General features: G+C 62.3%; 27 protein-coding genes. 15 read left to right on the top strand and 12 right to left on the bottom strand.

Annotated features, from left to right (window positions below; genetic code table 11):
- The first annotated feature begins 363 nt into the window (after positions 1-363).
- From IWX75_RS16145 to IWX75_RS16120, 6 genes are all read left to right on the top strand, one after another.
- Positions 364-717, top strand: coding sequence for a hypothetical protein (locus IWX75_RS16145; RefSeq protein WP_334684417.1), 354 nt, complete (start codon positions 364-366; stop codon positions 715-717).
- Between the two features lie 371 nt (positions 718-1,088).
- Positions 1,089-1,730 carry a cupredoxin domain-containing protein gene (locus IWX75_RS16140; protein WP_196823281.1) on the top strand — a complete coding sequence of 214 codons (642 nt, stop codon included), beginning with the start codon at positions 1,089-1,091 and terminating at the stop codon, positions 1,728-1,730.
- A 137-nt stretch (positions 1,731-1,867) separates the two neighbouring features.
- Complete coding sequence (locus tag IWX75_RS16135) at positions 1,868-2,422, top strand: cupredoxin domain-containing protein (protein ID WP_334684416.1); 555 nt, start codon at positions 1,868-1,870, stop codon at positions 2,420-2,422.
- Between the two features lie 125 nt (positions 2,423-2,547).
- A complete protein-coding gene (locus tag IWX75_RS16130) occupies positions 2,548-2,910 on the top strand; it encodes a hypothetical protein (protein ID WP_334684415.1) in 363 nt (120 codons plus the stop codon).
- A 359-nt stretch (positions 2,911-3,269) separates the two neighbouring features.
- Entirely contained in the window at positions 3,270-4,826 is a 1,557-nt protein-coding gene (locus tag IWX75_RS16125) for a sulfatase-like hydrolase/transferase (protein ID WP_196823278.1), read from the top strand.
- Between the two features lie 35 nt (positions 4,827-4,861).
- The gene (locus IWX75_RS16120; protein WP_196823277.1) at positions 4,862-5,116 is read left to right on the top strand and encodes a hypothetical protein; all 255 of its coding nucleotides are present in this window, start codon (positions 4,862-4,864) and stop codon (positions 5,114-5,116) included.
- A gap of 46 nt (positions 5,117-5,162) precedes the next feature.
- On the opposite strand, the gene IWX75_RS16115 is transcribed toward IWX75_RS16120, so the two are convergent.
- The 3 genes from IWX75_RS16115 to IWX75_RS16105 all read right to left on the bottom strand — a co-directional run bounded on the left by IWX75_RS16115 (position 5,163) and on the right by IWX75_RS16105 (position 9,124).
- On the bottom strand, positions 5,163-6,794 hold the full coding sequence (locus IWX75_RS16115; protein ID WP_196823276.1) for a bifunctional metallophosphatase/5'-nucleotidase: 1,632 nt from the start codon (positions 6,792-6,794) through the stop codon (positions 5,163-5,165).
- A gap of 580 nt (positions 6,795-7,374) precedes the next feature.
- Positions 7,375-8,283, bottom strand: a complete 909-nt coding sequence (gene lgt / locus IWX75_RS16110) for a prolipoprotein diacylglyceryl transferase (protein WP_196823275.1) — start codon at positions 8,281-8,283, stop codon at positions 7,375-7,377.
- A 181-nt stretch (positions 8,284-8,464) separates the two neighbouring features.
- Positions 8,465-9,124 (bottom strand): TlpA family protein disulfide reductase, encoded by a 660-nt coding sequence (locus IWX75_RS16105; RefSeq protein WP_196823274.1) that lies wholly within the window; start codon positions 9,122-9,124, stop codon positions 8,465-8,467.
- Between the two features lie 148 nt (positions 9,125-9,272).
- On the opposite strand from IWX75_RS16105, the gene IWX75_RS16100 reads away from it, so the two are divergent.
- Complete coding sequence (locus IWX75_RS16100) at positions 9,273-9,662, top strand: cupredoxin domain-containing protein (RefSeq protein WP_196823273.1); 390 nt, start codon at positions 9,273-9,275, stop codon at positions 9,660-9,662.
- Between the two features lie 120 nt (positions 9,663-9,782).
- Here IWX75_RS16100 and IWX75_RS16095 read toward each other — a convergent pair whose 3' ends face one another.
- From IWX75_RS16095 to IWX75_RS16070, 6 genes are all read right to left on the bottom strand, one after another.
- Positions 9,783-10,496, bottom strand: coding sequence for a DUF4396 domain-containing protein (locus tag IWX75_RS16095; RefSeq protein ID WP_334684414.1), 714 nt, complete (start codon positions 10,494-10,496; stop codon positions 9,783-9,785).
- Between the two features lie 248 nt (positions 10,497-10,744).
- Entirely contained in the window at positions 10,745-11,059 is a 315-nt protein-coding gene (locus tag IWX75_RS16090; RefSeq protein WP_196823271.1) for an SHOCT domain-containing protein, read from the bottom strand.
- A gap of 97 nt (positions 11,060-11,156) precedes the next feature.
- Positions 11,157-12,119 carry a M56 family metallopeptidase gene (locus IWX75_RS16085; protein ID WP_196823270.1) on the bottom strand — a complete coding sequence of 321 codons (963 nt, stop codon included), beginning with the start codon at positions 12,117-12,119 and terminating at the stop codon, positions 11,157-11,159.
- Positions 12,116-12,493, bottom strand: coding sequence for a BlaI/MecI/CopY family transcriptional regulator (locus tag IWX75_RS16080; RefSeq protein ID WP_196823269.1), 378 nt, complete (start codon positions 12,491-12,493; stop codon positions 12,116-12,118). The genes IWX75_RS16085 and IWX75_RS16080 overlap by 4 nt, the downstream gene beginning before the upstream one ends.
- A gap of 319 nt (positions 12,494-12,812) precedes the next feature.
- Entirely contained in the window at positions 12,813-13,040 is a 228-nt protein-coding gene (locus IWX75_RS16075) for a hypothetical protein (RefSeq protein WP_196823268.1), read from the bottom strand.
- Positions 13,040-13,393 (bottom strand): hypothetical protein, encoded by a 354-nt coding sequence (locus IWX75_RS16070; RefSeq protein WP_196823267.1) that lies wholly within the window; start codon positions 13,391-13,393, stop codon positions 13,040-13,042. Before IWX75_RS16070 ends, IWX75_RS16075 begins: the two co-directional genes overlap by 1 nt.
- A 265-nt stretch (positions 13,394-13,658) precedes the next feature.
- Between IWX75_RS16070 and IWX75_RS17900 the strand changes: the two genes are divergently transcribed.
- From IWX75_RS17900 to IWX75_RS16045, 5 genes are all read left to right on the top strand, one after another.
- A complete protein-coding gene (locus IWX75_RS17900; protein WP_196823266.1) occupies positions 13,659-14,306 on the top strand; it encodes a copper resistance CopC family protein in 648 nt (215 codons plus the stop codon).
- Positions 14,303-16,201, top strand: a complete 1,899-nt coding sequence (locus IWX75_RS16060) for a cytochrome c oxidase assembly protein (protein ID WP_196823265.1) — start codon at positions 14,303-14,305, stop codon at positions 16,199-16,201. The genes IWX75_RS17900 and IWX75_RS16060 overlap by 4 nt, the downstream gene beginning before the upstream one ends.
- Before the next feature lie 131 nt (positions 16,202-16,332).
- Entirely contained in the window at positions 16,333-17,268 is a 936-nt protein-coding gene (locus IWX75_RS16055) for a F510_1955 family glycosylhydrolase (RefSeq protein WP_196823264.1), read from the top strand.
- A 69-nt stretch (positions 17,269-17,337) separates the two neighbouring features.
- Positions 17,338-18,087 carry a cytochrome c biogenesis CcdA family protein gene (locus tag IWX75_RS16050; protein WP_196823263.1) on the top strand — a complete coding sequence of 250 codons (750 nt, stop codon included), beginning with the start codon at positions 17,338-17,340 and terminating at the stop codon, positions 18,085-18,087.
- A gap of 39 nt (positions 18,088-18,126) precedes the next feature.
- Complete coding sequence (locus IWX75_RS16045; RefSeq protein WP_196823262.1) at positions 18,127-18,666, top strand: hypothetical protein; 540 nt, start codon at positions 18,127-18,129, stop codon at positions 18,664-18,666.
- Between the two features lie 154 nt (positions 18,667-18,820).
- On the opposite strand, the gene IWX75_RS16040 is transcribed toward IWX75_RS16045, so the two are convergent.
- Positions 18,821-20,017: an MFS transporter gene (locus IWX75_RS16040; RefSeq protein WP_196823261.1), complete on the bottom strand. Its 1,197-nt coding sequence runs from the start codon at positions 20,015-20,017 to the stop codon at positions 18,821-18,823.
- 22 nt (positions 20,018-20,039) lie between these two features.
- Positions 20,040-21,431 (bottom strand): mercury(II) reductase, encoded by a 1,392-nt coding sequence (gene merA / locus IWX75_RS16035; protein WP_196823260.1) that lies wholly within the window; start codon positions 21,429-21,431, stop codon positions 20,040-20,042.
- Between the two features lie 96 nt (positions 21,432-21,527).
- Here merA and IWX75_RS16030 point away from each other — a divergent pair, with 96 nt between their 5' ends.
- A complete protein-coding gene (locus IWX75_RS16030) occupies positions 21,528-21,917 on the top strand; it encodes a heavy metal-responsive transcriptional regulator (protein ID WP_196823259.1) in 390 nt (129 codons plus the stop codon).
- Positions 21,918-22,169: 252 nt separating this feature from the next.
- On the opposite strand, the gene IWX75_RS16025 is transcribed toward IWX75_RS16030, so the two are convergent.
- Entirely contained in the window at positions 22,170-22,844 is a 675-nt protein-coding gene (locus tag IWX75_RS16025; protein ID WP_196823258.1) for a metal-dependent transcriptional regulator, read from the bottom strand.
- 166 nt (positions 22,845-23,010) lie between these two features.
- Between IWX75_RS16025 and IWX75_RS16020 the strand changes: the two genes are divergently transcribed.
- Together IWX75_RS16020 and IWX75_RS16015 are read left to right on the top strand one after the other, a co-directional pair.
- Positions 23,011-24,021 (top strand): multicopper oxidase domain-containing protein, encoded by a 1,011-nt coding sequence (locus IWX75_RS16020; protein WP_334684413.1) that lies wholly within the window; start codon positions 23,011-23,013, stop codon positions 24,019-24,021.
- The gene (locus IWX75_RS16015) at positions 24,018-25,304 is read left to right on the top strand and encodes a ZIP family metal transporter (protein ID WP_196823257.1); all 1,287 of its coding nucleotides are present in this window, start codon (positions 24,018-24,020) and stop codon (positions 25,302-25,304) included. The genes IWX75_RS16020 and IWX75_RS16015 overlap by 4 nt, the downstream gene beginning before the upstream one ends.
- The last annotated feature ends 188 nt before the right edge of the window (positions 25,305-25,492 follow it).

Here is a 25,492-nt window from a genome sequence, read left to right as displayed (position 1 = left end):
CGTGTGTCCGAGCCGGACACACGCTTGATAGTGATTCGGAGCACAACCCGGGGCGGATTGGTTCCCCCCACCATCACCCCGGAACGCCAGCACCCGTGATGTGCGGTGCCTGTCCTCACTGTAGGAGGAAACCGCCCTAACTAGATAGCTTTTTTATGTAACGAGTGATACACGTGAGACTGGTGGGTAGGATGAAACGGCTGCTCGTTTCCCTGCGGACTATCCAGTGGTTGGGTGGGGATAAATGTTTCGCGAGTCGGGTCGGGCATGTTCGATGTTGTTGTCCGCCGGGTAACCCACCAGGGTGTTGGTCTGGCAGATCAGATGGCGAACCCAATTTAGTCGAATGACGAATGAGCCGGATTGTCGGTGCAGGAGTGGCCGGTTAACACGCTGTTCGAGGGAGATTCGGGTATGACAATTTCCGAAACCGGTCAGGGTGTCGGTTTCCTGCTGGCCGTCGCGAAGACGCATACAGTGATTGACCTCGAAGCGCTCCGCGATCGCTGTGTGCAGAAGCTTCTGGAGACCCGCCAAGCGTGTGAAGAGGTCAACGACCTGCATGCCGATGGGGAATCCGGGCCGGCCGGTTCCGTGCACGCCGATCAGGAACACGCCCAATGGTTGCTGTGCGCGGCGGTTCGGGACATCGAGGATGTCGATGCCCTCCTGCATCAGAAGCGGCAGGAAAAAGATAGCGGTCTTGATCTCAGGTAAAGCTCAGGCAGGGGGCGTAGTGTCTTAGCTATCCTCACGTGCGAGTGATTGATGACCGGAATTCTTTTGACCCGGTCGAGAGCGTCGGGGAACACAACTAGCGGCCCTTCACCGTGTGTTCCCCGGCGCTTTTGTCATGCCGCCACCGGCGGCAGCCGTCGTGCATTGGTCACACGTCCAGTAGTGGCGGTGAGCCCACATGGACAAGAACACTCCCGTGCGTCCTGCCGGTCCAAAATGCCACGGGTCGACCAATCCACTGGTACGAGTGTGACGAATGTCATGTGGCGGTGGTTTTCCGGCAACGGTGCGTCAAGTCGACTGACTACCAGAATGTTGTCTCCCTAAACGCCCCGCCGGAGGGCATCATCATGATCACCAGCAAAAAAGTTCTCAGCGTCGCTTTCACCGCAGCCCTCATCGGAGGGGCAGGCCTTGGATCCACCGGGATAGCTGTGGCCGCCCCCGGCCCGGTCTCCCAGGCAGTACCAGCGATGACCACCGGGCAGATGTCCATCAGCATCGATAACTTCGTGTTCTCCGGACCAGGCACCGTGAACCCGGGCGGTGAGATCACCGTGACAAACAACGACACCGAAGTCCACACCGTCACCGCCGATGACGGCTCCTTCGATATCACGATCCCCGGCGGGCAAAGCGCTACCTTCACCGCCCCAAGCGCAGCCGGGAGCTACGGATTTTTCTGCAAATTCCACGGCAACATGCGGGGCACTCTGACCGTCGGCGCTGAAGCCATGGCGCCAGCCCCTACAACACCTGCCCCCACGACACCGGCAGCACCCGAGGTCGCAGCTCCTGAGGTCGCTGAGTCCGGCAATGCAGCAGGCAACAGCATGGATCAGATGGGTGCTGTGCCCAAGGGCGGCGCTGACACCGGAGCGATGAACGAAGCAAGTGACACCTCGACGATCATCGCTCTGGGTGGGGGACTGGTGCTCCTGGCCGCAGCTGGCGGAACCTACGCCGTCCGCCGCCAAAACAGTAACAACTGATCCACCCGCTTCTCCTCGTGCGGATCGCAGGGCTGCAACCTCATCACCGCAGCCCTGCGGACCTCGCGGTTGATTCCGGAGCGGGGAACCTCAGAACCGGCCTACCACCGGGTGTAGGGAGACCCTCGTCAACGGGCATGGCGTGCTTGTCAGGCACCCCCAGAAAGAACCTCGACAGTTCACAGATCCTCGACAGTTCACAGCGCATAGTTCACTGGTTCATTATCTTTGGAGGTACGACCATGAAGGTACGTTATGGAATATCAGCTCTAATGTTCACCGCTGTGCTTACCGGTGTTACCGCATGCGGGTCCGGGACCGGTCCAAGCAGCACTGAGGCGACCAGCGCGGCAAGTGAAGCCGCGGCACCGGAATCAGTTGCCGCGACCACCGGGGCTGGGACCTCCGCTACAGGGTCAGCTTCTGCGGAAGCAGCGCCTGCGGAGGAGGCCATGATCACCATCAAGGACTTCGAATACGAGATGCCCGAAACCATCGCCCCGGGTGCCACGGCGACGGTGATCAACGAAGACGACGCCCCGCACACGGTCACCGCCGAAGACGACGGCGGCTTCGACGTCGATGTTCCCGCCGGCGAAACAGTAACCTTCACCGCACCCGAGGAAGCCGGCGAGTACGCCGTAATTTGCACCTATCACCCTGAAATGTCCGCCACCCTGGTCATCTCATGAGCCGGGCAGGCAGCTCCGCCGGAAACCGGGAGGCAAACACCGCCGGGGAACGAAACCACGCGACCAGGAACCAGCGACGCAATCGGCCGCTAATGATTGTCCTGCGCATTTTGGTTGCGGTTGGCTTGATCGTCAGCGCTGTCATCCACTTCCAGCTCGCACCCGGTTTCCAACAGGCCTACCCCGGCGGTATCGGTGGAGGTAATCTCTTCCGAATCCAGGCCGTTATCGCGGTCCTGGCCTCCCTGTATGTCCTGACCCGGGGAGACCGGGCAGCATACGCGGTCGCCGCCGCCGTGGCGCTCTCGGCCTTGGCGGCCGTGGTCCTGTACCGGTATGTGCAAGTCCCCACGATCGGACCGATCCCCTCCATGTATGAACCCATCTGGTACGCGAAAAAAGCCTTCACCGCAGTAGCAGAAGCCACCGCCGGGATCCTCGCCATCACCGGCTATGCACTCCTACACCGGCCCCGACACAACACCTAAACCGAACCGCCCGCACCGGGCGGGGAGACCTCGAAGGTCAGCGGCAAGCGCATAAAAGCCGCGGATGAATGTTGTCTTCGCCGGCGTTCGGGGCCAGGCAGTCAGCGCGGCTTTCCGGTCTGAATTAAGGCAGTCTGTGCTGACTAGCTTCAGTTGCTTCAAGACGAGCTCTCGCTTGGGAGACTTCCACTGACCGCCGAGGGTCGCGCAGCCCGTGCTGCGGTGTACGACTCGTTAACGACGGGTAAACCAAGGTTGAACGGGTAGCCTAGGGCACTAGTCTTTTCCACACCCAAGAAGGGGTTGGATGTCAAGGGTGTTCGGCGAACACGCGGGCATCCGGAACGCGAGGTGTTGTCATGTCTGGCCAGATTCTTCCCGGAACCCGACGGGTCGGCGTTGTCGTGGGACGCGGCCTGGTTTACGTCCTGATCTGGGCGGGACTCGCGCTGCTCATCGCCGCCGTCGGCATCCGATTCTACTGGGGCGAAATCACAGTGGGTCAGATGCTCCTGAACCTTGTCTCCGTGGAATTCGACGGCGGGGGTGGAGCCATCGTCTGGATCGGCATTTTGGGGGTTGGTGTTGTGCCCCTGCTCATCACCGTCGGAATCGCCCTGTGGCAGTTCTCGCGGCGCCGCAAGCTCCGCCGGAATGGCGAGGACGTGCGTCCCCGTCGCTCGCCATGGATCATGCGTACCGTCTCCACCGCCCTGGTGGCCGCGGTGGTCGTCGGCGGCACCACGGCCTTCGCCACCACGGTGGGCATGAAGGATTACATCGATGCGGCGAACTCCCCGTACGACATCGGCGACTACTACGTGGAGCCGACCGTCACCAGCGATAAGGACAAGCGCAACCTGGTGCTGATTTATCTCGAGTCCGGCGAGGCCACCCTTGAGGACGATCAGCTCTTCGAGAAGGACGCGTTCGCACCTCTGAAGGAGGCCACCAAGGTCTCAGACGGCTGGCAGAGCGTGGAGGATTTCCAGCAGTACAACGGTGGAGGCTGGAGCATGGCCGGTCTCACTTCGACGCAGTGCGGCGTCCCGCTGAAGGGCGTGGGCTCCTCCGGGAGCAGCAGCGCCCCGATTGAGCCCGACGGCGGTGTCGACACCTATCTGGGAGGGTTGACCTGCTTGGGCGATGTCCTGACCGAGCACGGCTACACCAACGTGTTCCTGGGCGGTGCGAACTCCTCCTTCGCTGCGAAAGACAGCTTTTTGGGTACCCACGGCTATTCCGAGGTGAAGGGCCTTTCTGATTGGCGCGCCGCGGGCGAGCCGGAGAGGAGCTTCCGCAGCGACTGGGGCCTGAGCGACGAACGCCTCATGGCCAATGCCCGGGACGAGATCGATGAGCTGTACGCCGAGGCGGAGAGGACCGGTCAGCCGTTCAACCTCTCCATGCTGACGCTGGACACCCACGAGCCGGTGCACGTCTATGACTACTGCGACGTGGATACGCAGAACGAGGTCACCTCGGTGTTTTCCTGCTCGATGACCCAGGTGGCCGGGTTCGTGGACTATATGAAGGAGAAGGGCTACCTCGACGACACCGCCGTGGTGATCATGGGCGACCATCTCAAGCACATGAGCGCCGGCGATGCTTTCCACGAGCAACTGGACGACCACGACAACCGCACTATTTTCAATCGGATCTGGGTTCCGGGCCAGGACACGACCAGCACGCTGCGCCCCCGCGTGGACCAGCTGAACATGTACCCCACAATTTTGGAGGCCGCCGGCCTGACCCTGAAGGATCGCGAGGCCGGGCTGGGCGTTTCCGCCTTCGCGTCGCAGATTCCAGGGGGCTCAGCACAGGCCATGGAGCCGGCAATCTACACCGAACTACTGGAATCGCTTTCCCCCCGGTTCTACGCGGAGGCTTGGACGCACGAGGATGCCCCCAAGTAGCGCTGTCCGTTCCGTCCGCCATCGACCTGGGTCTGGTGACATTCCTCAAACCCGGAGTACGCCCTGCGGTTGCGTTCCTCTTCGGTCGTTTCGTATTCGGCGTGCAAGACGTTCCCTTGCTCGCGGTCACGCTCTTTGGAGCGCTGCCGACCGCACAGAACGTGCTGATCGCGGCGATTCGCTACGACCGCGGGCGAGGTATCGCGCGGCAGTCGGCCCTTGTGACGACGGCGCTATCGATCCTGCTGATGATCGCGATCGTGACACTGGTGGAGGTTCCGAGCTTGTAGCGAAAGGGGTGCCGGGATTATCCGGCACCCCTGTCCAAGGATTGTGTTACCCGACGGTCAGGCGTCCTTCGACCTGTGGGTCCACGGGTGAGTTGGTCTCGAGGTAGCGCACTACGGTGTCGACGAGGTTGATGCCTGTGTCCACAGTGTTCGTTCCCTGGGTCAGTGTTGTGAACTCGTCGCCCCCGGTGGCCATGAAGTTGTTCGTGGCTACCCGATAGGACGCGGCAGGGTCAAGTGGCGTTCCGTCCGGCAGTGTCACGGATGTGACGCGGGCTCCGAACGGGGCTGCGGGGTTGTACGCCCACTTCACACCGGATACCTGGGCGGTGCCGTACGGGCTGTTGGCGCCTTCCTCCAGGACCTGGCGTACCTGTGCACCGGTGAGACTCATGGTCACTAGCGTGTTGTTGAAGGGCAGGACGCCGTAGACCTCGGCGAGGGTGATGGGTCCCTCGTCGATGTCCGAGCGCAGTCCGCCCGCGTTGGTGACCGCGAAATCCACACCATCAAGGTGGTTACGCATGGCGTCGGTGACGAAGTTGCCCATCTCGGATTCCACAGCACGGCTCGCGCCACGCTGGATCGACGTCGTCGCTGCGCCCACGGTCTGTCCAAGCTCCGCACCTAGTTGCGCCTGGTAGTCGTCGACAATGGCCTGTACTTCCATATCCGGCTGGATCTCATCGACGAAGGTGGTATCCAGTTCGGTGGCGACGTTGATGACATCCTTGCTGGCGCGGTCCACGGTCAACGTGACGTCCGCGTAGCCGCGGGTATTGCCGAAGGGCTGCACGACCGGGATGCCGTTAATGGTGGTGTTGAACTCAAGCGGGATGTGACCTGCCAGTACGAGGTCGACCTCATCGGAGAGCTGATTGACGATATTTACTAGCGGGCCTTCGGTCGGAGACTCCAGACCTTGGTGGGCGCTGACAATGATCGTTTCGACCTTGCGATCCCGCAGTTCCTCCACCGCAGCGTTGACGGCGTCGGCGGTCGCAGCCGCATCGAGGAAAGTGAGCCCCTCGGTAGCCGTCGGCAGGGTGACGTTCTTGGTGTCAGGATTCGCGATGCCGATGATTCCAACCTTCACGCCCTTCAGGTTTTCGACAATGTACGGTTCGACGCCGTCGGGCGCCTCACCAGTCCCGTCGTCGATGATGTTCGCGGCCAGGAACGGAAATTCGGCCTGGTCAACCCGCTCCGCGAAGGCGTCCTGGCCCCAATCGAATTCGTGGTTTCCCACCGCTGCAGCGTCCACGCCGATCTCGTTATAGACGTCAACCGTTGAAGCGCCCTCAAAGTAGGAGGAGATGACGGGACCCTGCATAAAGTCGCCGGAATCCAGGACCAGGGTTCGCGGGTTCTCGGCCTCTTCCTGCGCGAGGTAGGCCGCGAGGCTCGCCGCTCCCCCGGCAGGACGGCCGTCGCGGTTCAGTGGGGTGAGCTGACCATGGGTCTCATTCAGGCCGAGGATCTGCACATCGACGGTGCGCTGCGACTTTGACTCCGACTTGGCCGGCTCCGGGGACTGAGACGCCGTCGGGGCCGGGGACGGCAAGTCCTCCTGCGGATCGTGGGCTGAGGCTGCGCCCGGGGCGGTGAACATCAGTGCTGCAACTGCAGCAGCTGTGGTCCCGCGGGCGGCTGAACGCCACGTAGCTGGCTTTGTCATGTCGCATCTCCTTGAGGGTTGTAGTAGACGACGACGGCATAGTATCACCGGCAATGGAAGCGGAGGTGAACCACAGGCCGTCGCCAAGAACGCATTGATAGCTGGTAACGCTCTTTCTGACGGCGCTGTCAATCCTGCCCCTCGGCCTTTATCCACGACACTGAAACACTGATCCGGACGCTGCGCTCACGAGTGTGGGAAGCCACCGGTGGACACAGCCCGGCAGCCCGGGCTACAGCCACTGATCCCGTGATTCTCGACATTAATGCCATAGCACCGGGGAGATCCTGGCCTGCCTGCTGCCCGGGTAACGCCGGAGCCAACAGCGCCGATGACCACATCGAGGTCTTCGACACCGCTACCGTTCAACTGCCAGACGGGTTCTTCGACCAGGACGGCAACCAGATCGGGAAGAAAGTCCTGGTCCGCACCGACAGTGCCACTTACCCACTCACGCAGGAACGGCGACTAAGGATCAGGCCCGCGCGCCCACCTACTTATCAGTTGCCGAAATGCCGTTCGAGAGCTGCTTCCGAAAGTATGTTTCGTATAGGGGTCGTCCCGGACCGGGAGTGCTGGCCTATCGAGTGTTGTTTTCAGTTGGCGTATCTGTGGTGGTCTCTTCCTTTTTCCCTTCGCTGGGGGTGGTGGCGGGGGTGCGTCGGCGAAGAAGTAGGAATGCTAGGGTGCCGGCGATGAAGAGGATTCCGGATACCCAGGTGTTGACGCGTAAGCCCAGGATGGTGTTTGCGTAGTCGGAGCGCATGAGTTCGAAGAAGAACCTGCCGGCGGTGTAGAAGGCCACGTAGAGGGCGAAGACTGCGCCCGCCCCGGGTGTGAATCGTCGGTCGATCAGTAGCAGCACTGCTGCTGCGGCCAGGCACCAGAGGGATTCGTAGAGGAAGGTGGGTTCGAAGTAGCCGAGAACGATCGGGTTTCCTGCAGCGTCGAGGGCTGCCCGTCCTGCCGATGGGTTCATTTGGTGGATTTGTACGGCCCAGGGGAGGGTGGAGGGGGCACCGTAGAGTTCGTTGTTGAACCAGTTTCCCCATCTGCCGATTCCTTGGGCGATGAGCAGGCCTGGGGCTACGGCGTCAGCGAACGCGCTGAAATGCACCCCGTTCCGGCGGCACCCGATGTAGGCGCCCAAGGCGCCCAGGGCGATGGCACCCCAGATGCCGAGGCCGCCGTCCCAGATCCTCAGCGCACCCCAAGGGTCTCGTCCCGGCGCGAAGTACAACTGGTAGTCGGTGATGACGTGGTAGAGCCTGCCTCCGATGATTCCGAAGGGAATCGCCCATAGCACCACATCCAGGACTTGTCCTGGTTGCCCACCCCGTCGGGTCAGACGCCGGTCGGTCAGCCAGATGGCCGCTGCGATGCCCGCAAGGATGCACAGCGCGTAGAAGTTGAGGGTGACCGGGCCCAGTTGGATGGCGCTGATGGTCGGGGATGGAAAGTAGGAGGCAGGTTCCGCGAGAGTATTCATGACCTATTTCGATGGGAGATTAGAATGAGTGCACAGCGGGACGTTGGTCGGCGAGCACACCAATGTAGCGCCGGTTCGGGTGTTCCGGAAGGTTTTGCGGCTCTAGGTGCGACGGAGGATCCGCCGATCAAGGGAGGCCAGGGGGAGTTTCGCCAGCTTTCCAAGCGTGGGTTTGCTTTGATTAGGACTCGCTGGACGCGGATTCAATGAGCGCTTTGAGGGTGCTTTTTTCGGCGATGCCGAGTATCCGGGCTGAGATTCTGCCTTGTTTATCCAGTACCAGCGTGGTCGGCACTGCTTGCGGGGGGACCTGGATGCTGAGCCCCAACAGGATGCTGCCATCGGTGTCGAGCATGCTCGGATAGGAGATACCGAAGTTCCGCTCGAACGAGGTCGCGGTCGGTGCCTCATCACGGATGTTGACGCCGTAGAACTTTACGCCCTGGTCTGAGAACTCCTGGTGGAGTGCTTCCAGATCCGGTGCTTCCGCCCGGCAGGGTGCACAGGCCGCGTACCAGAAGTTCAGCACGGTCACCTGGCCCTGCAGGTCAGCGGTGCTGACCGTGCTTCCATCCATGAGGGACGCTTCAAGGGGTATGGGCTCCCCCCGGTCGCTGGCGGCGAACTCGGACACGGAGCCGTCCCCCGCGATGTAGTTTTTGTTGTCCCCGGCTGATGCTTGCTGGGCCAGGGAATCCGGGGCCGCGCATCCGGCCAGGAACACCACGGAGGCCAGGGCGATACTGCATGCTGCCCGGATGGTCCTGCGGACCCCGCGTGGTGAAGTCGGTGATTGATTGATTCTGGTTGGTAGGTTCCAACCCTTTGCGTGTGGCTGCATGCCCGTTTCCGCCCTTCGTTGCTCCGGTCCACCTGGGAATGTCGCTCACCGTGAGACTTAATACTATCGTTCATAGTATCAAGTTTCGGTGATGACACTGCGCCTCGGCTTTGGTCGGGTGAATGGCTAATAACAGGAGAAGTGTTCTATGGATTTAGTCGATCTGGCTGTCATTGCTGGTGGTCTTCTGGCGACCGGTTTCCTGGCGTGGTACTTCTTCGCTCCGCGTAAGGCCGAGGTGGCGTTGGTTCGCGCTGGCGCGCAAGTTGTCGATATTTCGGTCCGCGGCGGGTACTCCCCGGACCTGATCCGGGTCACGGCTGGCATCCCGGTCCAGTTCCGCTTCGACCGGCAGGACAACAGCGACTGCACCAGCCGTGTCGTTTTCCCTGATCTGCGCAAAAGCGCTTCCCTGGCCGCTTTCGATACCACAACCGTTGATTTGATGATTGAGGAACCAGGCGAATATCCCTGGGCGTGTGGCATGAACATGCGCCCGCTACACGACGGAACCCATCGTGTGGCCGCGACCGCATAAGCAGCCTAGTCAGCGGCGTTCGGTAGTAGTCGAGCACACTAAAAGGACAGTGCCGGCAGCATGAGGTGCTGCCGGCACTGTCATCCGGTCGATCTGGTGTTTCCCTGCGGGGTGCTGCGCTTATGCGGCGATTTTGACGCGGCGTCGGATAAGAGCCCGGACTGCCGGGTATGCGGTGAGGAACCCCAGAACAAGCCCGATCTGCATGAGGAAGAAGAAGCTGATGTCGGTGGGGGCCGGCATGAAGTTCCCGAAGTGCATGACAAGCATCCACCCACCCATACCGATGTCGAAGGCCAGGACGGTGACGGTGGCGGTCAACAACGCTACACCGGCGCTTTTCCCTGCAGGACTGCGGTCAGCTGAGGAAGCGAAAAAGTATTCAAAGACGAACAACAACGCGATGGCCAGCAGCGCGATGACGATAATCAGTACCCAGAGGTTCGTTCCGGCGATGGTCAGCCCGCTGGCGACCACGAGGGGGACCCCGATGAAGTGCCCCACGGTCGCAGCAGCTCCGCCTGGGGTGCTGCCGGTGAGGGCTTTTCCGTGAAGATCCTTCTCGGGCTCCACCGCCCGTCCTTTCGGGGTGTCGCTGCGGGTCCTGCCCCACCGGTTGTAGGCCCAGAGGCCGAACGGCCCGAGGTACAGGGCGGAGATCGGCCATACGATGCCCATCGCGGCGTTGGGCTGCCGGTGGCGCCGCCCGTAGATGTCATACAGCACCAGCGCTGCGCTGATGACTCCCAGGACCACGAAAATCCAGGACACCGGCGTCAACCAGCCGGGCAGTGCTGTTTCCATGGACGTCATATCCATCGCATCATCATTCATCGTGGGGGTTACTTTCTCATAGGTTTTTATTACTCACGGGGATCGCCCGCGTGAGATGAGTGGTGGTTTTCAACGGCTATCGATGCGCTGTGCAGGGGCAACATCATCCGTGACAAGAGGGCTACCGGACACCGATATGTAGAGGACAGCCGCTGCCGCGACGGGCAGGATGGTTGTTCTCCGGCGTTAAGTGGGAAGGGAAAGCCCCCGGGCAGGTGCGCGGGAGGGCGGGGTTTGTCTGCTACCTGCTACGCGCGCTCATCCAGGGAAGCTAGCCGGCGCCGGTACTCCTCGTCGTCAATGTCACCGTTGGCGTACCGGGAGCGAAGGATCTCGCGGGCTTCCCGGGTCGTGGAGGAATGGCGTCCCTGGTTGTTAGGGTCAGCTTGGCCGGCCCTTCGGACAAGGAGGACGATCGCTGTCGCTGTCACCGCCAGGAGCAGCACCACCACCAGCGACCAAAGCACCGCCGCGCCCATCATGCCGCCGCCCATCATGCCGCCGCCCATCATTCCGCCCACTATCCGCACCACCTTCGCGTTGAGTTCATGAATGCAAACCACAGTCTACTACGTATCTTAGTAGACTGTGGTTGTTTTGATCGGGGATGGTCTCGAAACTGTTCCATCAAGCGGCGAGGCGGGCCTGTGGACGCGGAATTCAGATGGAGGCGGGAAAACCTGTGGGGCAGGTTTGCGCGTAGGCACTCGACACTGCCGGAGTTACGGCCACGGTCAGGGGCAGGACGAGCATTGCCGCTGCGGCGGAAACCGTCAGGACAGCACGGAAGGCACCAAGGGGCGCTGTGGGGGAGGAGAGTCGGCGTACTCGTGCCAGGGCGCTGGTGCCTCCTGCACCCAGCGCCACACTGGGCGTCGGTCCGGCTTCGGCGAGCCGGACGACGGCGGTGGCCACGGTCAGGCGGCTGCTGCTGTGCGCGGCCCGGTCATCGGCATCCATCTCAACAAGGCGCGTCAGTTCGGTGCGGGCGATGCGGAACGCCGGCACGCGGGGGAAAGCGCGATGGATTGCGTTCGCCGCGGCGAGGATCAGGTGGTGCCGACCGCGCAGGTGGGCCGTCTCGTGGGCGAGGACCGCGGCTCGCTGATCCTCATCGAGGGCTCCCAGCGCTGCGGAGGTGAACACGATTTCGTTCCGCCGACCGGGAAGGCAGTACGCGGCGGCCTCGGCGTGCTCCACGACGAGGAATTGCCCGCTGGAATCCCGGCGCGCCAACAATGTCAAGGACTGCAATTGTTGTTTGCGCGCACGGTGTACCGAGGCCAATTCGGTAACAAGGCAGAAGCCCACGCGCGCCACCACGGTGCCGGCGATGATGGCGCCGACTGTGGTGACCAGAGCGCCTCCCGGTGTGGAGTACTGCTCCCGCAGCGTCATGACGCAGGCCTGCAGGAACTCGGCGAGGTTCGAGGTGAATGGCATGGCCGGCACCGCCAGTGCTGCTCCTGCAAAGGTGATGCTCGCGATGATCGTCACCGACAGGGCCTGCCACACAAAGATTCCCACCCTCGGGGACCGGTCGGACCACGTGCCCCGGGACAACAGCGGCGCCACCATGGCAGCAACCACGGCGTAGGTGAAAAGAAGGAGCGGGACGCTCACTCGCTGGCCTGGGCCTTGGCGCGCTCGGCTTGGTCCAGCACTGCCCGTAGCTGCGCGACCTCGTCGGCTGGGATCTGCTCCAGGAAGTGCAGTAGGGTCGCCGTGCGGTCACTGCCACCGGCGAGCACCTCGCCCATATGTGCGGCGGCGTATTGCTCGCGGGTCTGCGTGGGACGGTAGCGGAACGCTCGGCCGTCCGGTTCACGCATCAGCAACCCTTTGCGGTGCAACGTGTCCATGACGGTTTTGACGGTCATGTAGGCGATTTCCCGGTCCCGCTGGATGTCCTCCAGGATGTCGCGCACAGCAGCCGCGCCCTGGTAGGACCACATCCGATCCATGATGGTGGATTCAAGCTGGCCGAGACGATGCATGCCAGGACCCTTTCTTCGTGCAGTAAACCGAACCTGAGACACTAATCCTATCGCGCATAGTAGACCCTCGGTGATAGTCGGCCCTGGATGCCGGTTTAATCTTTCGTAAGCTGCCGCCGGAGCTGTTGCGTCTTTAAGGCTTCAACCTGTCCGCGCAGTTGTGCCAGCTCTGTTGCTTGCGCTGAAGGTACATGCTGAGATCCTGCGTTGCGCGCCTGTGGGTTCATGGCGCAGTGTCCCCGCCGCATGGGGCGGAGGCAGAAAAAGTAGGTGGCGCTCAGCGATGCCAGGAGAATGGCCACCGGCAATGCCCACTCAGTCATCGAAGAGTCGACCCTGTCGACTGCGGCAGGGAGGTGCCGCCAGCTGTGTCGTTCTGGCCGGCGCGCAGTTGGTCGACTTCGGCGCGCAGCTTGGTCAGTTCCGCCGCTTCAGTCGGAGCCGCCTGCGCGGGAGGGGCTTTGCTGCCCCGCATCATGAACCACATCATCAAACCCATTCCGACGGGGCAGGCCAGCAGCGCAAGGGCGTACAGTGCTTCACTCATTACAGTTCACCTTCATCGGTCGGGGTTGGGCTTGAGGACATCATCCCGCTCGAGCCCATCTCGAAATCCGCGTCCATCATCTTCTCGTGCATGCGCGCCATGCCCGGGTTGCCGTTCATCATTTGCTCGTGCATCTGTGCCATGCCGGGGTTGTCCCTGGTCATCAATTCATGCATCTGCGCCATGCCTGGAACCGAGTCCTGGTTGTTCATGCCGTGATGATCGTCGGCGGCCTCAGCAGTGGCGCTAGGGCTCTCGGCCGCCGGAGGTCCGGCGGCCACTGACGGAGCAGCTGCTCCCAGGGCCAAAAGGCCGGCAGCTGCCGCGGTTGGAATCCACAAACTCAAAGTCACGTACGTTCCTCTCATCGTTCGGTCAATATCAACTACTACTAAAGATAGTAGCAAAATACTAGATGGATTAGTAGTGACGGGCCCGGCAGGGGCTCAGGGGGTGTTTTTCCAAGGGGTAGCACCCCTGTCGGGCGTCCGTGGTCCGCAGGTGCGGTCTCGGAAGCATAAGATACTACAGTTGATAGTACTTAAAAGGGTTCGTCCGCGTCAGGCGACACGTCACCTGGTAGAGGTATCGCTCCACGGCGGAAATGAAGGAGTGGTTATGGATCGGGGATCGCCCAGGATCAGGAGTAGTCGGGCACAGCGGTCTCTCCGTGAGGTGCTGGCTGCCTCTCTGGCTGCAGTCCTGCTCCTGACGATGTCTCTTCCTGCCTCGGCACATACCTATCTCTTGTCCTCGGATCCGGCCGATGGTGCGACCGTGGGGGCGGTTCCAGAACAGGTGACCCTTGGATTCACGGAGCAGGTCGAGCTGGAGTTCGCCAATGTGACCGTGTCGGTATCCGGCGGTCCGGCCTACGGCGCGCTGACCGAGACGGCGGGGAAATCGCTGGTTGTGCGTATCCCGCCAGGGGCAGCTGCCGGTCAACCGGAGAGCGGGCCGGCCCTTTGGAAAATCGAGTACAGAGTCACCGCCAATGATGGGCATCCGGTGAACGAAGCCTTCTCGTTTACCGTCACACCAGGCTCAGGCTCAGGCTCAGGCTCAGGCTCAGGTGCAGCAGAAGCTGGAGCTAAAGAGCCAGTCGCCGCACCAGAAAACAGTGTGGACTCCGAGGTGTGGGTCTCTGACGCCCGTCCTCGGCAAGCTCCCCGAGGAGTGCTGCTGGGTCTTGGCTTGTTGACGGCGGCCGCGGTCCTGATCGCAGTCCCTGTTCTCCGCCGGCAGGCGCGCAAGGCATCACAGTGAACCGCAGCAGTACTTTGCGCCGGGGTGTGTGGGCAGGACTGTTGCTGATCCTGGTGCCGCTAACTGCCGTCGCGGTTCTCGCCGCAGCAGGTGCTGCAGGCCCTCCCGGCCCGGGGCTTCCCGACCCAGGTCCGGTCACCCGGTGGGGAACCCCCGTCGCCCGCGCCCTCCACGACACGGCGGCGGCCCTGACGATCGGTTTCCTCATGGCGGCCTCAGTGATGCTTCCTCACCGGGCCCAGGACCGAACAGACCTTGGCCCGGCCGCAGCCAAGGCGGTGTTGTTCGCAGCAACAGCGGCCTCGGTGTGGGCTGTTTCCGGTGCCGCCGTTGTTACCTTCGCCTATTCCAACGTCGCAGGATCCAGTCCTTCAAGCATCAACGGCGGGGACATGGTCCAGTTCCTGACCCGTTTCGACCTGGGGCGCTCTCTGGGGTTGAGCGCCTTCCTGGCCCTGATCGTCGCCACCGGGTGTTGGATGGCAACACGGACCCTTCACGCCGGGTTCCTTACGCTGCTCGGTCTTCTTGCCCTGCTGCCCTTAACGGTGACTGCCCACGGCGCGTCGAACCACGAAGCGGCCGTGAACCTGCTCGGGCTTCACCTCATCGGAGTCACGATCTGGACCGGCGGTCTGGCCGCACTCGTGGTCCTGCGAGGAACTTTGGGGGAGGACTTTCCCTCGGTCGCGCAAAGGTATTCGAGGATTGCCGGAGTGAGCTACGTCCTGGTTCTGGTGACCGGTATCGCAGGGGCGCTCCTGCGCCTGGGTTCCGCCTCGAGCCTGGAGGGAACCTACGGGATCCTGCTCATCGCCAAGACAGCGGCCGCTCTCCTGTTGGGTGCCGCCGGCTGGTATCAGCGGCGCCGTATCCTCACCCTGCTGGCATCACGGGCCACCTCAGGAAGAACATTCGCCCTGTTCGCGGGTTTCGAGATTCTCATCATGGCATTCACCTTCGGACTGTCCGTCGCCCTCGGGCGGACGTCTCCGTTCGCTGAATCTGCTATCCAGACGGCCGCGGAATCCCTCCTGGGTGCTGCTTTACCGCCGGAGCCCGGCGCTCTGCAGTGGCTGAGCCAATGGCGGGTCGATGTCGTCTGGGCGCCCGTCGCCGTACTGCTGCTCGTCTGGTATCTCCGTGCGGTACGGAAAGCAGGACGGCAAGGACTTTCCTGGCCGATCCGCAGAACCGCAGCGTGGTTAGTGGGGTGCGCCCTTTTCCTGTGGGCCACCAACGGCGCCCCGGCCGTCTACGCGCGGCTGCTGCCCAGTATGTTCATCACCGGCCAGGTCATCGTCGGGTTGGCCGTGCCCGTCCTGTTCGCCCTCGCCCGTCCAGTCTCGCTCGCCCGGGACACGCTGGCTCCGCGGCCCGATGGAAGCCTGGGAACCAGGGAATGGCTCGCCTTGGCTGCGCGACTGACAGTGACCCGCACACTGGTGCACCCACTGCCTGCGGCGCTTGTCTATGTGGGGTTCCACGGGGCCCTGTATTTCACGCCGTTGCTGGGGCCGCTGGTCAGCAGCAACACCGGACGGATCGCCTCCACCGGTGCCGCACTGGTGGTCGGGTACCTGTTCGCCCACGCAGTACTGTCACGCCCGCCCTCCCCTGGCGCGGTGAAGGCTAAGCTCGCAGCGCTCCTGACCGTGTTGGTGTTTCATATAGCAGCCGGGCTTTCGTTGACAACACGCGAGAGCCTCATCGGGGGAGACTGGTACCTCCTCGTGGGTGACCTCTGGAATATCCCGGTCACGACCGACCAGCCCATCGCCGGCCTGATCCTCTGGGGCGCCGCCCTGCCACCCCTTCTCGCTCTCGCCATTACACGCCGGAACCCCGTAAGCACGAGCGCACAGAGCCCGGTTCACGACGCTACGGCACGCTGATTTTGGTCCGCCCCAAATCCTCAACTACTATCGTTGATAGTAATAGCCACGGATGGATGCGCCCTGCTCCACTGCAGCGGAGCGGCATTCCAGGCCACCGGCTCCAGCAACATTCGAATGAAAGCGATCCCATGCCCCACAAGACTGTTCCCGGTAACGGCAGGAAAATGCGCACCGCAGCCCTGGGAATCGCCGCAATATTCCTCCTGGCGGCGTGCGGGCAGCAGGCCTCCGGTGAGGCAGGCGAGCCTGCACACAGCGACGAGGCGCCACATAACGATGAAACACCCCACAGTGATGGATCGGCGCCCAGAGCGGAAAACCCGTTCGGCCATGTCCATGGCCTTGCGTTCGATGAGGACACCGAACAACTCCTGCTGGCCACCCACAACGGGCTGTTCGACGTTGCTGCCGACCCCATCGAGAAGCTCGGCCCGACCCTTGACCTGATGGGATTCGCCAGTAACGGGGAAGACCTGTACTACGCCTCGGGGCACCCGGGACCCGAAGTGGATCTTCCCAATCCTATGGGGCTGATCGAGTCAACCGACGGCGGGAAAACCTGGCAGGAACTCTCCCGCCAGGGTGAGTCGGACTTTCACACCCTGACCGTTTCCGAAGACGGCGTCATCGGATTCGACGGGACACTGCGGAGAACAACCGATGGTAAGGAATGGTCCGAGATAGAGGCGCAGGTCCAACCGGCTAACCTTGCGGCGTCCGTCGACGGGCCGATCGTCCTGGCGACCACGGAGGAAGGCGTCCAACGATCCACCGATAACGGAGAGACCTGGGCGCTGCCGCCCGACTCACCGGTGCTCCTGCTGACGACCTTCGCCGATGTGGACACCGTCGTAGGGATCAGCCCCGAAGGGGCTGTGCACATCAGCCAGGACGCGGGGCAGACGTGGAAGGAAACCGGAGGATCAACAGCCCAGCCTTCCGCGATCGCCGCAGACGTGAACGAGCAGGAGGAGCTGCGGATCTGGGTGTCGACAGAGGAGGGCATCGAGTTCTCCAAGGATGAGGGAGCGTCCTTTGCCACGACTGTGCAGGCCGGACAGTAATAGTCCCTTGCACACTGAATCGGCACTACACACGCACCCGGGGCAGGTCGAGAGCGGACGGGACTTCCAGTGACGATTGGAGAGTTCTTCGCGCAATCCGTCCAATCGGGGGCGCTCCTCCTGGCAATTCCGCTGGCCCTGATCGCCGGCATCGTGTCCTTCATATCGCCGTGCATCCTGCCCCTGGTGCCAGGCTATGTTGGGTACGTTTCCGGGCTTACTGACCCGAATTCCCCCGGAAACCGGCGCAAAGTCCTCACCGGCGTCGGTTTATTCATCCTCGGGTTCGCGCTGGTCTTCACCTTTTACGGGGCGGCTTTCGGGCTTATCGGAGGGTGGATGCTGCGCTGGCAGGACCTGCTCATCCGCATCCTGGGCCTGTTCGTCATCCTCATGGGCCTGGTCCTGGTGGGGCGCTTCTCCTTCTTCCAGCAAACCAAAAAACTTAGCTGGAAACCAAAGAACGGGGTCGCCGGCGCACCGCTGCTCGGAGTGGTGTTCGGTCTGGGCTGGACACCCTGCATGGGGCCAACCCTCAGCGCGGTCCTGGCCCTGAGCACCACCACCGGAACCGCATGGCGCGGCGCCCTGTTGGGTTTCGTCTATTGCCTCGGCCTGGGCATCCCCTTCGTCCTGGTAGCCCTGGGCGTCGGGTGGGTGACACGGACCCTGTCATTTGTCCGGCGGCACATCCGGATCTTCAACATCGCAGGCGGCTCCCTACTGATCCTGGTCGGACTGCTCATGGTGTCAGGGGCCTGGAGCCTATGGATCTACCAACTGCAAAACCTGGCCGGAACCTACCTCACCCCGGTCTGATGATGCGGCGTGCCTTCCGCATCCCGGTAGGGTCGGTTCATGGATTTTGTACTGCCCCGCCGGGCACACGTGTTTGTTGATGAATCCAAAAGCGGCAGCTATTACATCGCCGCGGCAGTCATTTCCCCGGCGGATGTTGTGGCCACCAGGTCAACCATCAAGGGTCTGCGGCATAAAGGGTCCACAGCAGTTCATTTCAAGAGTGAGCGGGACTCCGTGCGCCGGGCTTTCCTCAAAGGAGCAGCAGCGACCGGGGTGCAGACCGTGGTGTATGTCGTGAGCGGCCAGCCCGACAAGGTCGCACGACCCACCTGTCTGGAAGCCCTCATCGAAGATCTTTGCCACGCCGATGCCGAGCGCCTGGTGCTGGAACAGGATGCCTCCCTGGCAGCCGCGGACCGGCGCATCATCGCCGAGCAACTACGTGTCCAGGACAACAAGGACCTGCGGTACACGCATATGCGCCGTAACGAGGAGCCCCTGCTGTGGGTGGGAGATGCCGTCGCGTGGTGCTTCCAGAAAAGCGGACCCTGGAGGGCGGACGTCGAACCACTGATTGGTGAGGTCCGGAGGCTTTAAAGACGCGAGCCTGGCTCGTCATACCATCCGGAAGACTGCCAGGCCTACTTCGCAGGGCTAAGGCCCTTTGCACCGCACACTGTACCGGGGGTTCCCCTGACAAAACAACCGGTCTCCTAAGAAGGGAGATTGAGTTCCAGGAATGTTCAGGTGGTCACGTTTGCGTTTTCAGTCCCCGCCAGCCGGTCCAGGCGGCGGCGAGTAGGAGGGCTCCGCCGAGGTAGAAGACGGCCCTGATGCCGAAGAGGTCAGCTGCGATACCGCCGAGTAGTAGTGAGATGAGCCGGCCGGATTGCCAGAGCATGTCGAAGGTGGCAAAGATCCGCCCGCGGAGTTTCTCCGGTATCTCAGCCTGGAGCAGGGAATTGAAGGTGACTGCTCCAGTGGAGGTTCCCAGCCCGTAGACGACCAGGGCGGCCATGGCGGAGACCAGTCCGGTGACCGTAGCGAGGACGGCGTCGACCAGCCCGCGGAGGACAAACGGTCCCAGTACAAACCCTGGCCGGCGTGGGTTGTCAGTAATTCTGGAGAGGATGAGGGGACCGATTGCGGCGCCGGCACCGATGGCTCCGATGAGCAGCCCGAAGCTGGCCTCGTCGAGGCGGAGGTGGTCCTGTGCCAGGACGACGAGCAGCGCCCCGGTTGCTCCGGCTGACAGGGCTGCCAGGAACTGGGTGGCCGCCAGCGCGCGCAAGAGCCGGTGCCGTGCGAGTTCGATGAGTCCTTCGCGGGCATCCCGGTACCAGGAGGACCGGTGGGTGCGTTCGGGATGGGCTGGCACTTTGAGGCGTAGCAGGGCTGCGGCTGAGGCGAGGTAGCTTGCTGCGTTGATCCAGAACGCCCAGTCATAACCAAAAACTGCGACCACCACGCCGGCCAGGGGTGCCAGGACAACCTGGGAGATGACGGCGGCGGTCCAGAGCCCGCTGTTCGCGGCGACCAGGTCCCGTTCCCGAACGATGGAGGGCAGCACCGATTGGGCTGCCGGATTGAAGAACACGGCGGCGGCGGAGAGACCGACGGCGATCAGGTAGACGTGGAAGACATTGCCGTCCACGAAGGGCAGGGCAAAGGCGAGCCCGGCCCGGATCAGGTCGGCGGCGATCATGACTTTCACCCGCGGCAACCGGTCCACCAGTGCCCCCGCCAGGGGAGCCAGGATAAGGACCGGGATGATTTCGGCGATGACCACCCCGGAGACTCCGAGCCCGGACCCGGTGAGGGAGTAGACCAGCAGAACCAGGGCGACCGTGTTGAACGCATCCCCCCATTGGGAGATGGTCCGGGCGGTCCACAGGCGCCGGTATTGCTGCTGCCGCATGAGAGTGGCGAAGGAAGTCGACTTACCCATCAGAGCAGTCCTTATGTCCATCTCACGCGCAGCATGAGGTGGGCATTTCGTTGTGGAACAGGCCGGCGACGAGGCGGAGACTTTCCGACATGGTCAGATACGGCGCCCAGGCGTCGGTGATTTGCCGGGTCGTCATCCCGGCCCGGATCGCGTAGGTGGCGGCCAGCATTATTTCTCCTACATCGTCGCCGGTCGCGCTGAGTCCGAGGATTTGGCCGGTTTCGGCCTCGGCGACCATTTTGACCGCCCCATTGGTGTCGTGGTTGACCCGTGCCCGGGGTAAATCCGTAAAGCTCAGCACGCGGCTCTCACACTGGTATCCGTCGGCAATGGCTTCGGCTTCGGTGAGGCCGGCTGTGGCCAGTTGGGGGCGGGTGAAGATGACAGCTGGCAGCCCGGTGTAATCCACCCGGGCCGATGCATCCGCTGGAGATTCCTGGAGAGCGTTGTGGGCTGCGGTCTTTCCTGCAGCGGCCGCAACGTAGACGTACTGGGGTCCACCGGTCACATCCCCCGCGGCGAAAACGCGCGGATTGCTGGTCCGCTGCCGGTCATCGACCGTGATGAACCCGTGTCCGTCGGTGGCTACCCCTGCGGCGTCGAGGTTCAGTCCATCCGTTTGGGCCATCCGGCCTGTTGCAATCAGTATGTTCTCCGCGTGCAACACCACGCCGGAGCTGGTGCTGACGGTGACGCGTCCGTTCACGGCGGAGACGGACACCGCATGTTCCTCGACCACGGTGATGGCTTCACCTGTCAACGCTGCACGGAGGATGGACGCCATCTCGGGTTCGGCTGCCGGGGCGATCCGTCCGATGATGGTCACCTTTGATCCCAGATGCGCGAACAGTTGGCCCTGTTCCAGGCCCACATAGCCGCCGCCGATGACAATCAGTGATTCGGGGAGGCGAGTTTGTTCCATGGCGCTGGTGGACGTGAGGAATTCAACCTCATCGAGTCCGGCCATCTCCGGTAAGGCAGGTTTGGCGCCGGTTGCGACAATGAACGACCGTGCGGACAGCGGCACGCCATCAACTGCCAGGGTTTCATTGTCGATGAAGGAAGCCTCCCCGGCGCGTATCTCAAATCCGTAGGCAGCAGCCACATCAGCGTACTTCGCACCACGTAAGTGCTCAACCAGCGCATCTTTCTGCTCGACCAGGGATTCCAGATTGACGGGGTCAGCGAAGGTCGGCGCGCCGGGAAAGGGATTGTTCAACGCCGCATGGCGCGTACCGGCCGCGGCCAGCAAGGTTTTCGAAGGAACACACCCCACGTTCACGCACGTTCCTCCCAACACCACCCGTTCAATAAGCACCACTGTTTTCCCGGACTGCCGCGCTGTGATGGCCGCAGCCATGGCAGCACCACCGGAACCCACCACAGCCAGATCAAAATCATACTCAGCCATCATCACTTACCTCCTCCTGCGCACGGACATATCGAAACCCATCATCAACGTTCCAGTACGGTGGAAGGTCAAGTCACGGAAGACAGTGGAGGAGCAACCATGCGGATCGGTGAACTGGCGAATGCCACGGGGACCACCACCAAAACCCTGCGGTTCTATGAATCGGCAGGTTTGATGCCGATACCGCCGCGAACTTCAAGCGGCTACCGGGATTATCCGAGCGATACCGTCCACCGGATCGGCTTCATCCGGCGGGGACAAAGCGCAGGGCTGACACTGGCCCAGATCGGTGAAATCCTCCACAACCGAGACGGGGGCAACGCGCCCTGCGCCCACGTCCAATTCCTGCTGTCCGGACGGCTGAAAGAACTCGATGACCAGATAGCCGATCTGCTTGCTCTGCGCGAGACAGTGCAGAGCCTGCATTCGGTCAGCCTCACGGTCGAGCCCGCCGCCTGCGCGCCTAACCAGGTTTGCCAATACATCTGAGTTGATACGTTCGGCGCATGGCTTCCCTCGCAGGATCGGACCGACGGGTTCCAGCATGTAGTGCAGGCGACGTCTGGCATTCTCGTGCAGCCGACCCCCAAGAATGACGACGGAGAATATAGACATCCTTATCGATCGGCCGTCCCTGCAGGAGGGCCCGTCTACGCGGCACGAAATGGGTTTCTCAGTCCGAAGCGTATGCCTCAAGCGTGGTCATTTCTGCGGCGTGTACCGGGTCGTGTTGGGGGTTCGTTAGGAGGTGGTGACCCAGATGGCGTTAGCGGCGGTGGGGCCGAGGTCTATGTTTTTTTGTTCGCCGGAGAGGGTGATGGTGATGGCGTCCGTGTAGGGGCGTTGCTTTTGGATGGTGAGTTGGGCATCGGGGGTGAGGCCGATGTCGGAGAAGTATCTGAGCATTGCGGGGTCGGCGTCGGAGATCCGGACGACGGTCACTTCACTTATCGGGCCTGCGTGGTGGAGTTGGATGGCGCCGGGACGGTGTGGTTGGCCGTCGGCGGAAGGTATCGGGTCTCCGTGCGGGTCGCGTGTGGGATGCCCTAATCGTTGGTCGATGCGTTCGATCATGGTGTCCGAGACGGCGTGCTCGAGGACTTCGGCTTCATCATGGACTTCGTCCCAGCCATAGCCAAGGACCTGGACCAAGAACGTTTCCAGGAGCCGGTGCCTGCGGACCATGTCTACGGCATACGCGGATCCGGCGGGGGTAAGCTCGATCGTCCCGTACGGGGCGTGGGTCACAAGGCCCTGATCCTTGAGTTTTTTGATGCTGTCCGACGCGGTGGAGGGCCGCACTCCCATGCGCTCCGCCAGAACGGTGACCGTGATCGGGGTTCCCGACCATTCCGTGGCAGTCCAAATGAGTTTCAAGTAGTCCTGGGCGGAATTGGTCAGGTCGGATACCGGCATGCAACCAAGCCTAACGCAGGACAACAGACCAATTAGGTCCAGCAAGATTACTAGTACGCCCTACTCAGCTTCGATGTTAGTCTTACCGAACTCGTATGTTTGACGGATTGGACTTGTGATGAAGCGACCTCTGCACACCGCAACAATGATGCCCAGTCGGCGCGGGATGCTTTTCGGTGCGGCCGCGGCGGCCGCAGTACCGTTGACGATGCTCGGCCGGGGCCAGGCGGACGCGCAGCCAGATGCGATGGACCACACCGCAATGACGGGGGGCCAGGTGTCCAATCATGCAGGGCATGCCGGCTTCCCATCGGGATCGGTTCCCCCCGGACGGGCAGGAATTGATCCGACGGCGATCCTGCGTGACTTCGACAAAGGCACCGTCAGTACCCTGCCGGATGGCAGGACCTTGCGTGAATGGGACATCACGGCCTATGACCGGGATATAGAAATCGCGCCGGGAGTGACATTCCCGGGATGGACGTATAACGGCAGGATTCCGGGCCCTAGCTTGTGGGCGCAGGAGGGTGATGCGCTGCGCATTCACTTCACCAACGGCGGATCCCACCCGCACACCATGCACTTCCACGGGGTGCACCGGGCCGAGATGGATGGAACCGCCGGGATCGGTGCCGGATCGATCCTGCCGGGCCAACGTTTCACCTACGAATTCGATGCCGAACCGTTCGGCACCCACCTCTATCACTGCCATCAGTCACCGCTGGCCCCGCACATCGCCAAAGGCCTCTACGGGGCGTTCATCGTCGAACCCAAGGCCGGCCGACCCGACGCCGACGAAATGATCATGGTCATGAACGGCTATAACACCGACGGGGGAGATGACAACGAGTTCTACTCCGTGAACGGGCTGCCGTTCCACTTCATGGACCACCCCGTGCAGGTCACCAAGGGACAACTGGTGCGCATCCACCTGATCAACATCCTCGAATACGACCCCATCAACTCCTTCCACATGCACGGAAACTTCTTCCACTACTACCCGACCGGCACGTCCTTGACCCCGAGCGAATACACCGACACCATCATGCAGGCACAGGGACAACGCGGGATCCTGGAGATGCGCTTCCCCCACCCGGGCAAGTACATGTTCCACGCCCACAAAACCGAGTTCGCCGAACTGGGCTGGATGGGCTTTTTCGAGGTCAGCGACTCATGACCCACCTCGGAACCGCACCGCACAAAGCAGAGAAAACGACGAAAATACCCCGCTGGGTCCTGGGCCTTGGACCACTGGTGTTGATCGCCGCCCTGATCGCACTGTTCAGCCTGCTCAATGCGCCCGGCCTGACAGGCCTCGGCGACGACAGGCCACCCGAAGAAGCCGTGGTGGTCGAAAACATCGAACTGACCGACGGCCTGATCACCCTGACCGTACGCAACGAGGGCGCCGACCCGGTCACCATCGCCCAAGTCATCGTCTCTGACTACTACGCCGGACTCACCCAAAGCGAGAACCAGATGACACATCTGGAAAGCAACACCGTCACCGTCTCCTACCCCTGGGTCCAGGGTGATCCCTACGACATCTCCCTGATCACCTCAGCCGGAGGAAGAGTAGACGCCACCATCGACGCAGCCGTCCTCAGCCCGGACAAAGGCACCTCCTTCTTCGGGCTCATGGCGCTGCTGGGAATCTACGTCGGCGTCATACCCATCGGCCTCGGACTGCTATGGATGCCCTTCGTCCGCCGATCCTCACCAGCCTGGATCCGCGGCCTGCTCGCCTTCACCGTCGGCCTCCTGGTATACCTCACCATCGACGCCACCCTCGAAGGAATTGAACTCGTCCGCGACAACGCCTCCTACGGCGGCCCCCTCGTCGTACTCCTCGGCGCTGTCACCGCATACCTGATCCTGGAAGGCATCGAAGGCTGGGCACACCAACAAACCACCAACCCAGCCACCCAACCAGCCACCCAACCGGCCACCCAACCAGCCGGCACGGCAAACCCCGCCCAACCAGCCGGCATGGCAAACCCCGCTCGATTGTCGCCGCAAATGCTGTCACTGCTGATCGCTGTCGGCATCGGACTGCATAACCTCGGCGAAGGCCTGGCCATCGGATCCGCCTACGCTGTCGGTTCCCTCGCCCTCGGCGCGTCCCTCGTCATCGGCTTCGCGATCCACAACACCACCGAAGGCCTCGCCATTGTTACGCCCCTGGCCTCACAACGCCCACCCTTGACCCGCCTGGCCATCCTTGGCCTCATCGCGGGAGCACCGGCCATTCTTGGTGCACTCCTCGGAGCCACCGTCTACCAACTCACACTGGCCGCGTTCCTACTCGGCATCGGAGCTGGCGCCGTGGGACAAGTCGCCATCAAACTCCTGCCCATGCTCAAAGACACCACCGGACGAACCCTCACACCCCTCACCGCAGGCGGCATCATCACCGGCCTCATTTTCATGTTCGCCACCGGACTCCTCGTCATCACCTGATCCTTCACCCAAGACCGGATCACAGCTTCCCAAGCCACAAATCCGCCACTTACCCCTATTGCATAAGCCGATCCTTCACCGCTCCACTATTTCTGGGACTGTAAGAAAAACGGTGTGTGAGGGTCCGGTCTGATCCGGAAGGAGATGGCCGTGAACGACTTTACGACCGAAGTATCAGAGGCGATGAT

Origin of the sequence: Arthrobacter sp. CAN_A6 (assembly GCF_015751715.1) — a bacterium.
Lineage (GTDB): Bacteria > Actinomycetota > Actinomycetes > Actinomycetales > Micrococcaceae > Arthrobacter_D.
Note: the sequence above shows the minus strand (reverse complement) of the source record. Positions and strands in the feature narration are given on the sequence as shown.

Coding starts and splice junctions, on each gene's coding strand:
- IWX75_RS16140 (WP_196823281.1), top strand. CDS start 1,089: ATGATCACCAGCAAAAAAGTTCTCAGCGTCGCTTTCACCGCAGCCCTC.
- IWX75_RS16115 (WP_196823276.1), bottom strand. CDS start 6,794: ATGACAAAGCCAGCTACGTGGCGTTCAGCCGCCCGCGGGACCACAGCT.
- IWX75_RS16125 (WP_196823278.1), top strand. CDS start 3,270: ATGTCTGGCCAGATTCTTCCCGGAACCCGACGGGTCGGCGTTGTCGTG.
- IWX75_RS16045 (WP_196823262.1), top strand. CDS start 18,127: ATGGATTTTGTACTGCCCCGCCGGGCACACGTGTTTGTTGATGAATCC.
- IWX75_RS16135 (WP_334684416.1), top strand. CDS start 1,868: ATGGCGTGCTTGTCAGGCACCCCCAGAAAGAACCTCGACAGTTCACAG.
- IWX75_RS16015 (WP_196823257.1), top strand. CDS start 24,018: ATGACCCACCTCGGAACCGCACCGCACAAAGCAGAGAAAACGACGAAA.
- IWX75_RS16025 (WP_196823258.1), bottom strand. CDS start 22,844: ATGCCGGTATCCGACCTGACCAATTCCGCCCAGGACTACTTGAAACTC.
- IWX75_RS16030 (WP_196823259.1), top strand. CDS start 21,528: ATGCGGATCGGTGAACTGGCGAATGCCACGGGGACCACCACCAAAACC.
- IWX75_RS16040 (WP_196823261.1), bottom strand. CDS start 20,017: ATGGGTAAGTCGACTTCCTTCGCCACTCTCATGCGGCAGCAGCAATAC.
- IWX75_RS16100 (WP_196823273.1), top strand. CDS start 9,273: ATGGATTTAGTCGATCTGGCTGTCATTGCTGGTGGTCTTCTGGCGACC.
- IWX75_RS16105 (WP_196823274.1), bottom strand. CDS start 9,124: ATGCAGCCACACGCAAAGGGTTGGAACCTACCAACCAGAATCAATCAA.
- IWX75_RS16080 (WP_196823269.1), bottom strand. CDS start 12,493: ATGCATCGTCTCGGCCAGCTTGAATCCACCATCATGGATCGGATGTGG.
- merA (WP_196823260.1), bottom strand. CDS start 21,431: ATGATGGCTGAGTATGATTTTGATCTGGCTGTGGTGGGTTCCGGTGGT.
- IWX75_RS16055 (WP_196823264.1), top strand. CDS start 16,333: ATGCCCCACAAGACTGTTCCCGGTAACGGCAGGAAAATGCGCACCGCA.
- IWX75_RS16020 (WP_334684413.1), top strand. CDS start 23,011: ATGCTTTTCGGTGCGGCCGCGGCGGCCGCAGTACCGTTGACGATGCTC.
- IWX75_RS17900 (WP_196823266.1), top strand. CDS start 13,659: ATGGATCGGGGATCGCCCAGGATCAGGAGTAGTCGGGCACAGCGGTCT.
- IWX75_RS16095 (WP_334684414.1), bottom strand. CDS start 10,496: ATGAATGATGATGCGATGGATATGACGTCCATGGAAACAGCACTGCCC.
- IWX75_RS16075 (WP_196823268.1), bottom strand. CDS start 13,040: ATGAGTGAAGCACTGTACGCCCTTGCGCTGCTGGCCTGCCCCGTCGGA.
- lgt (WP_196823275.1), bottom strand. CDS start 8,283: ATGAATACTCTCGCGGAACCTGCCTCCTACTTTCCATCCCCGACCATC.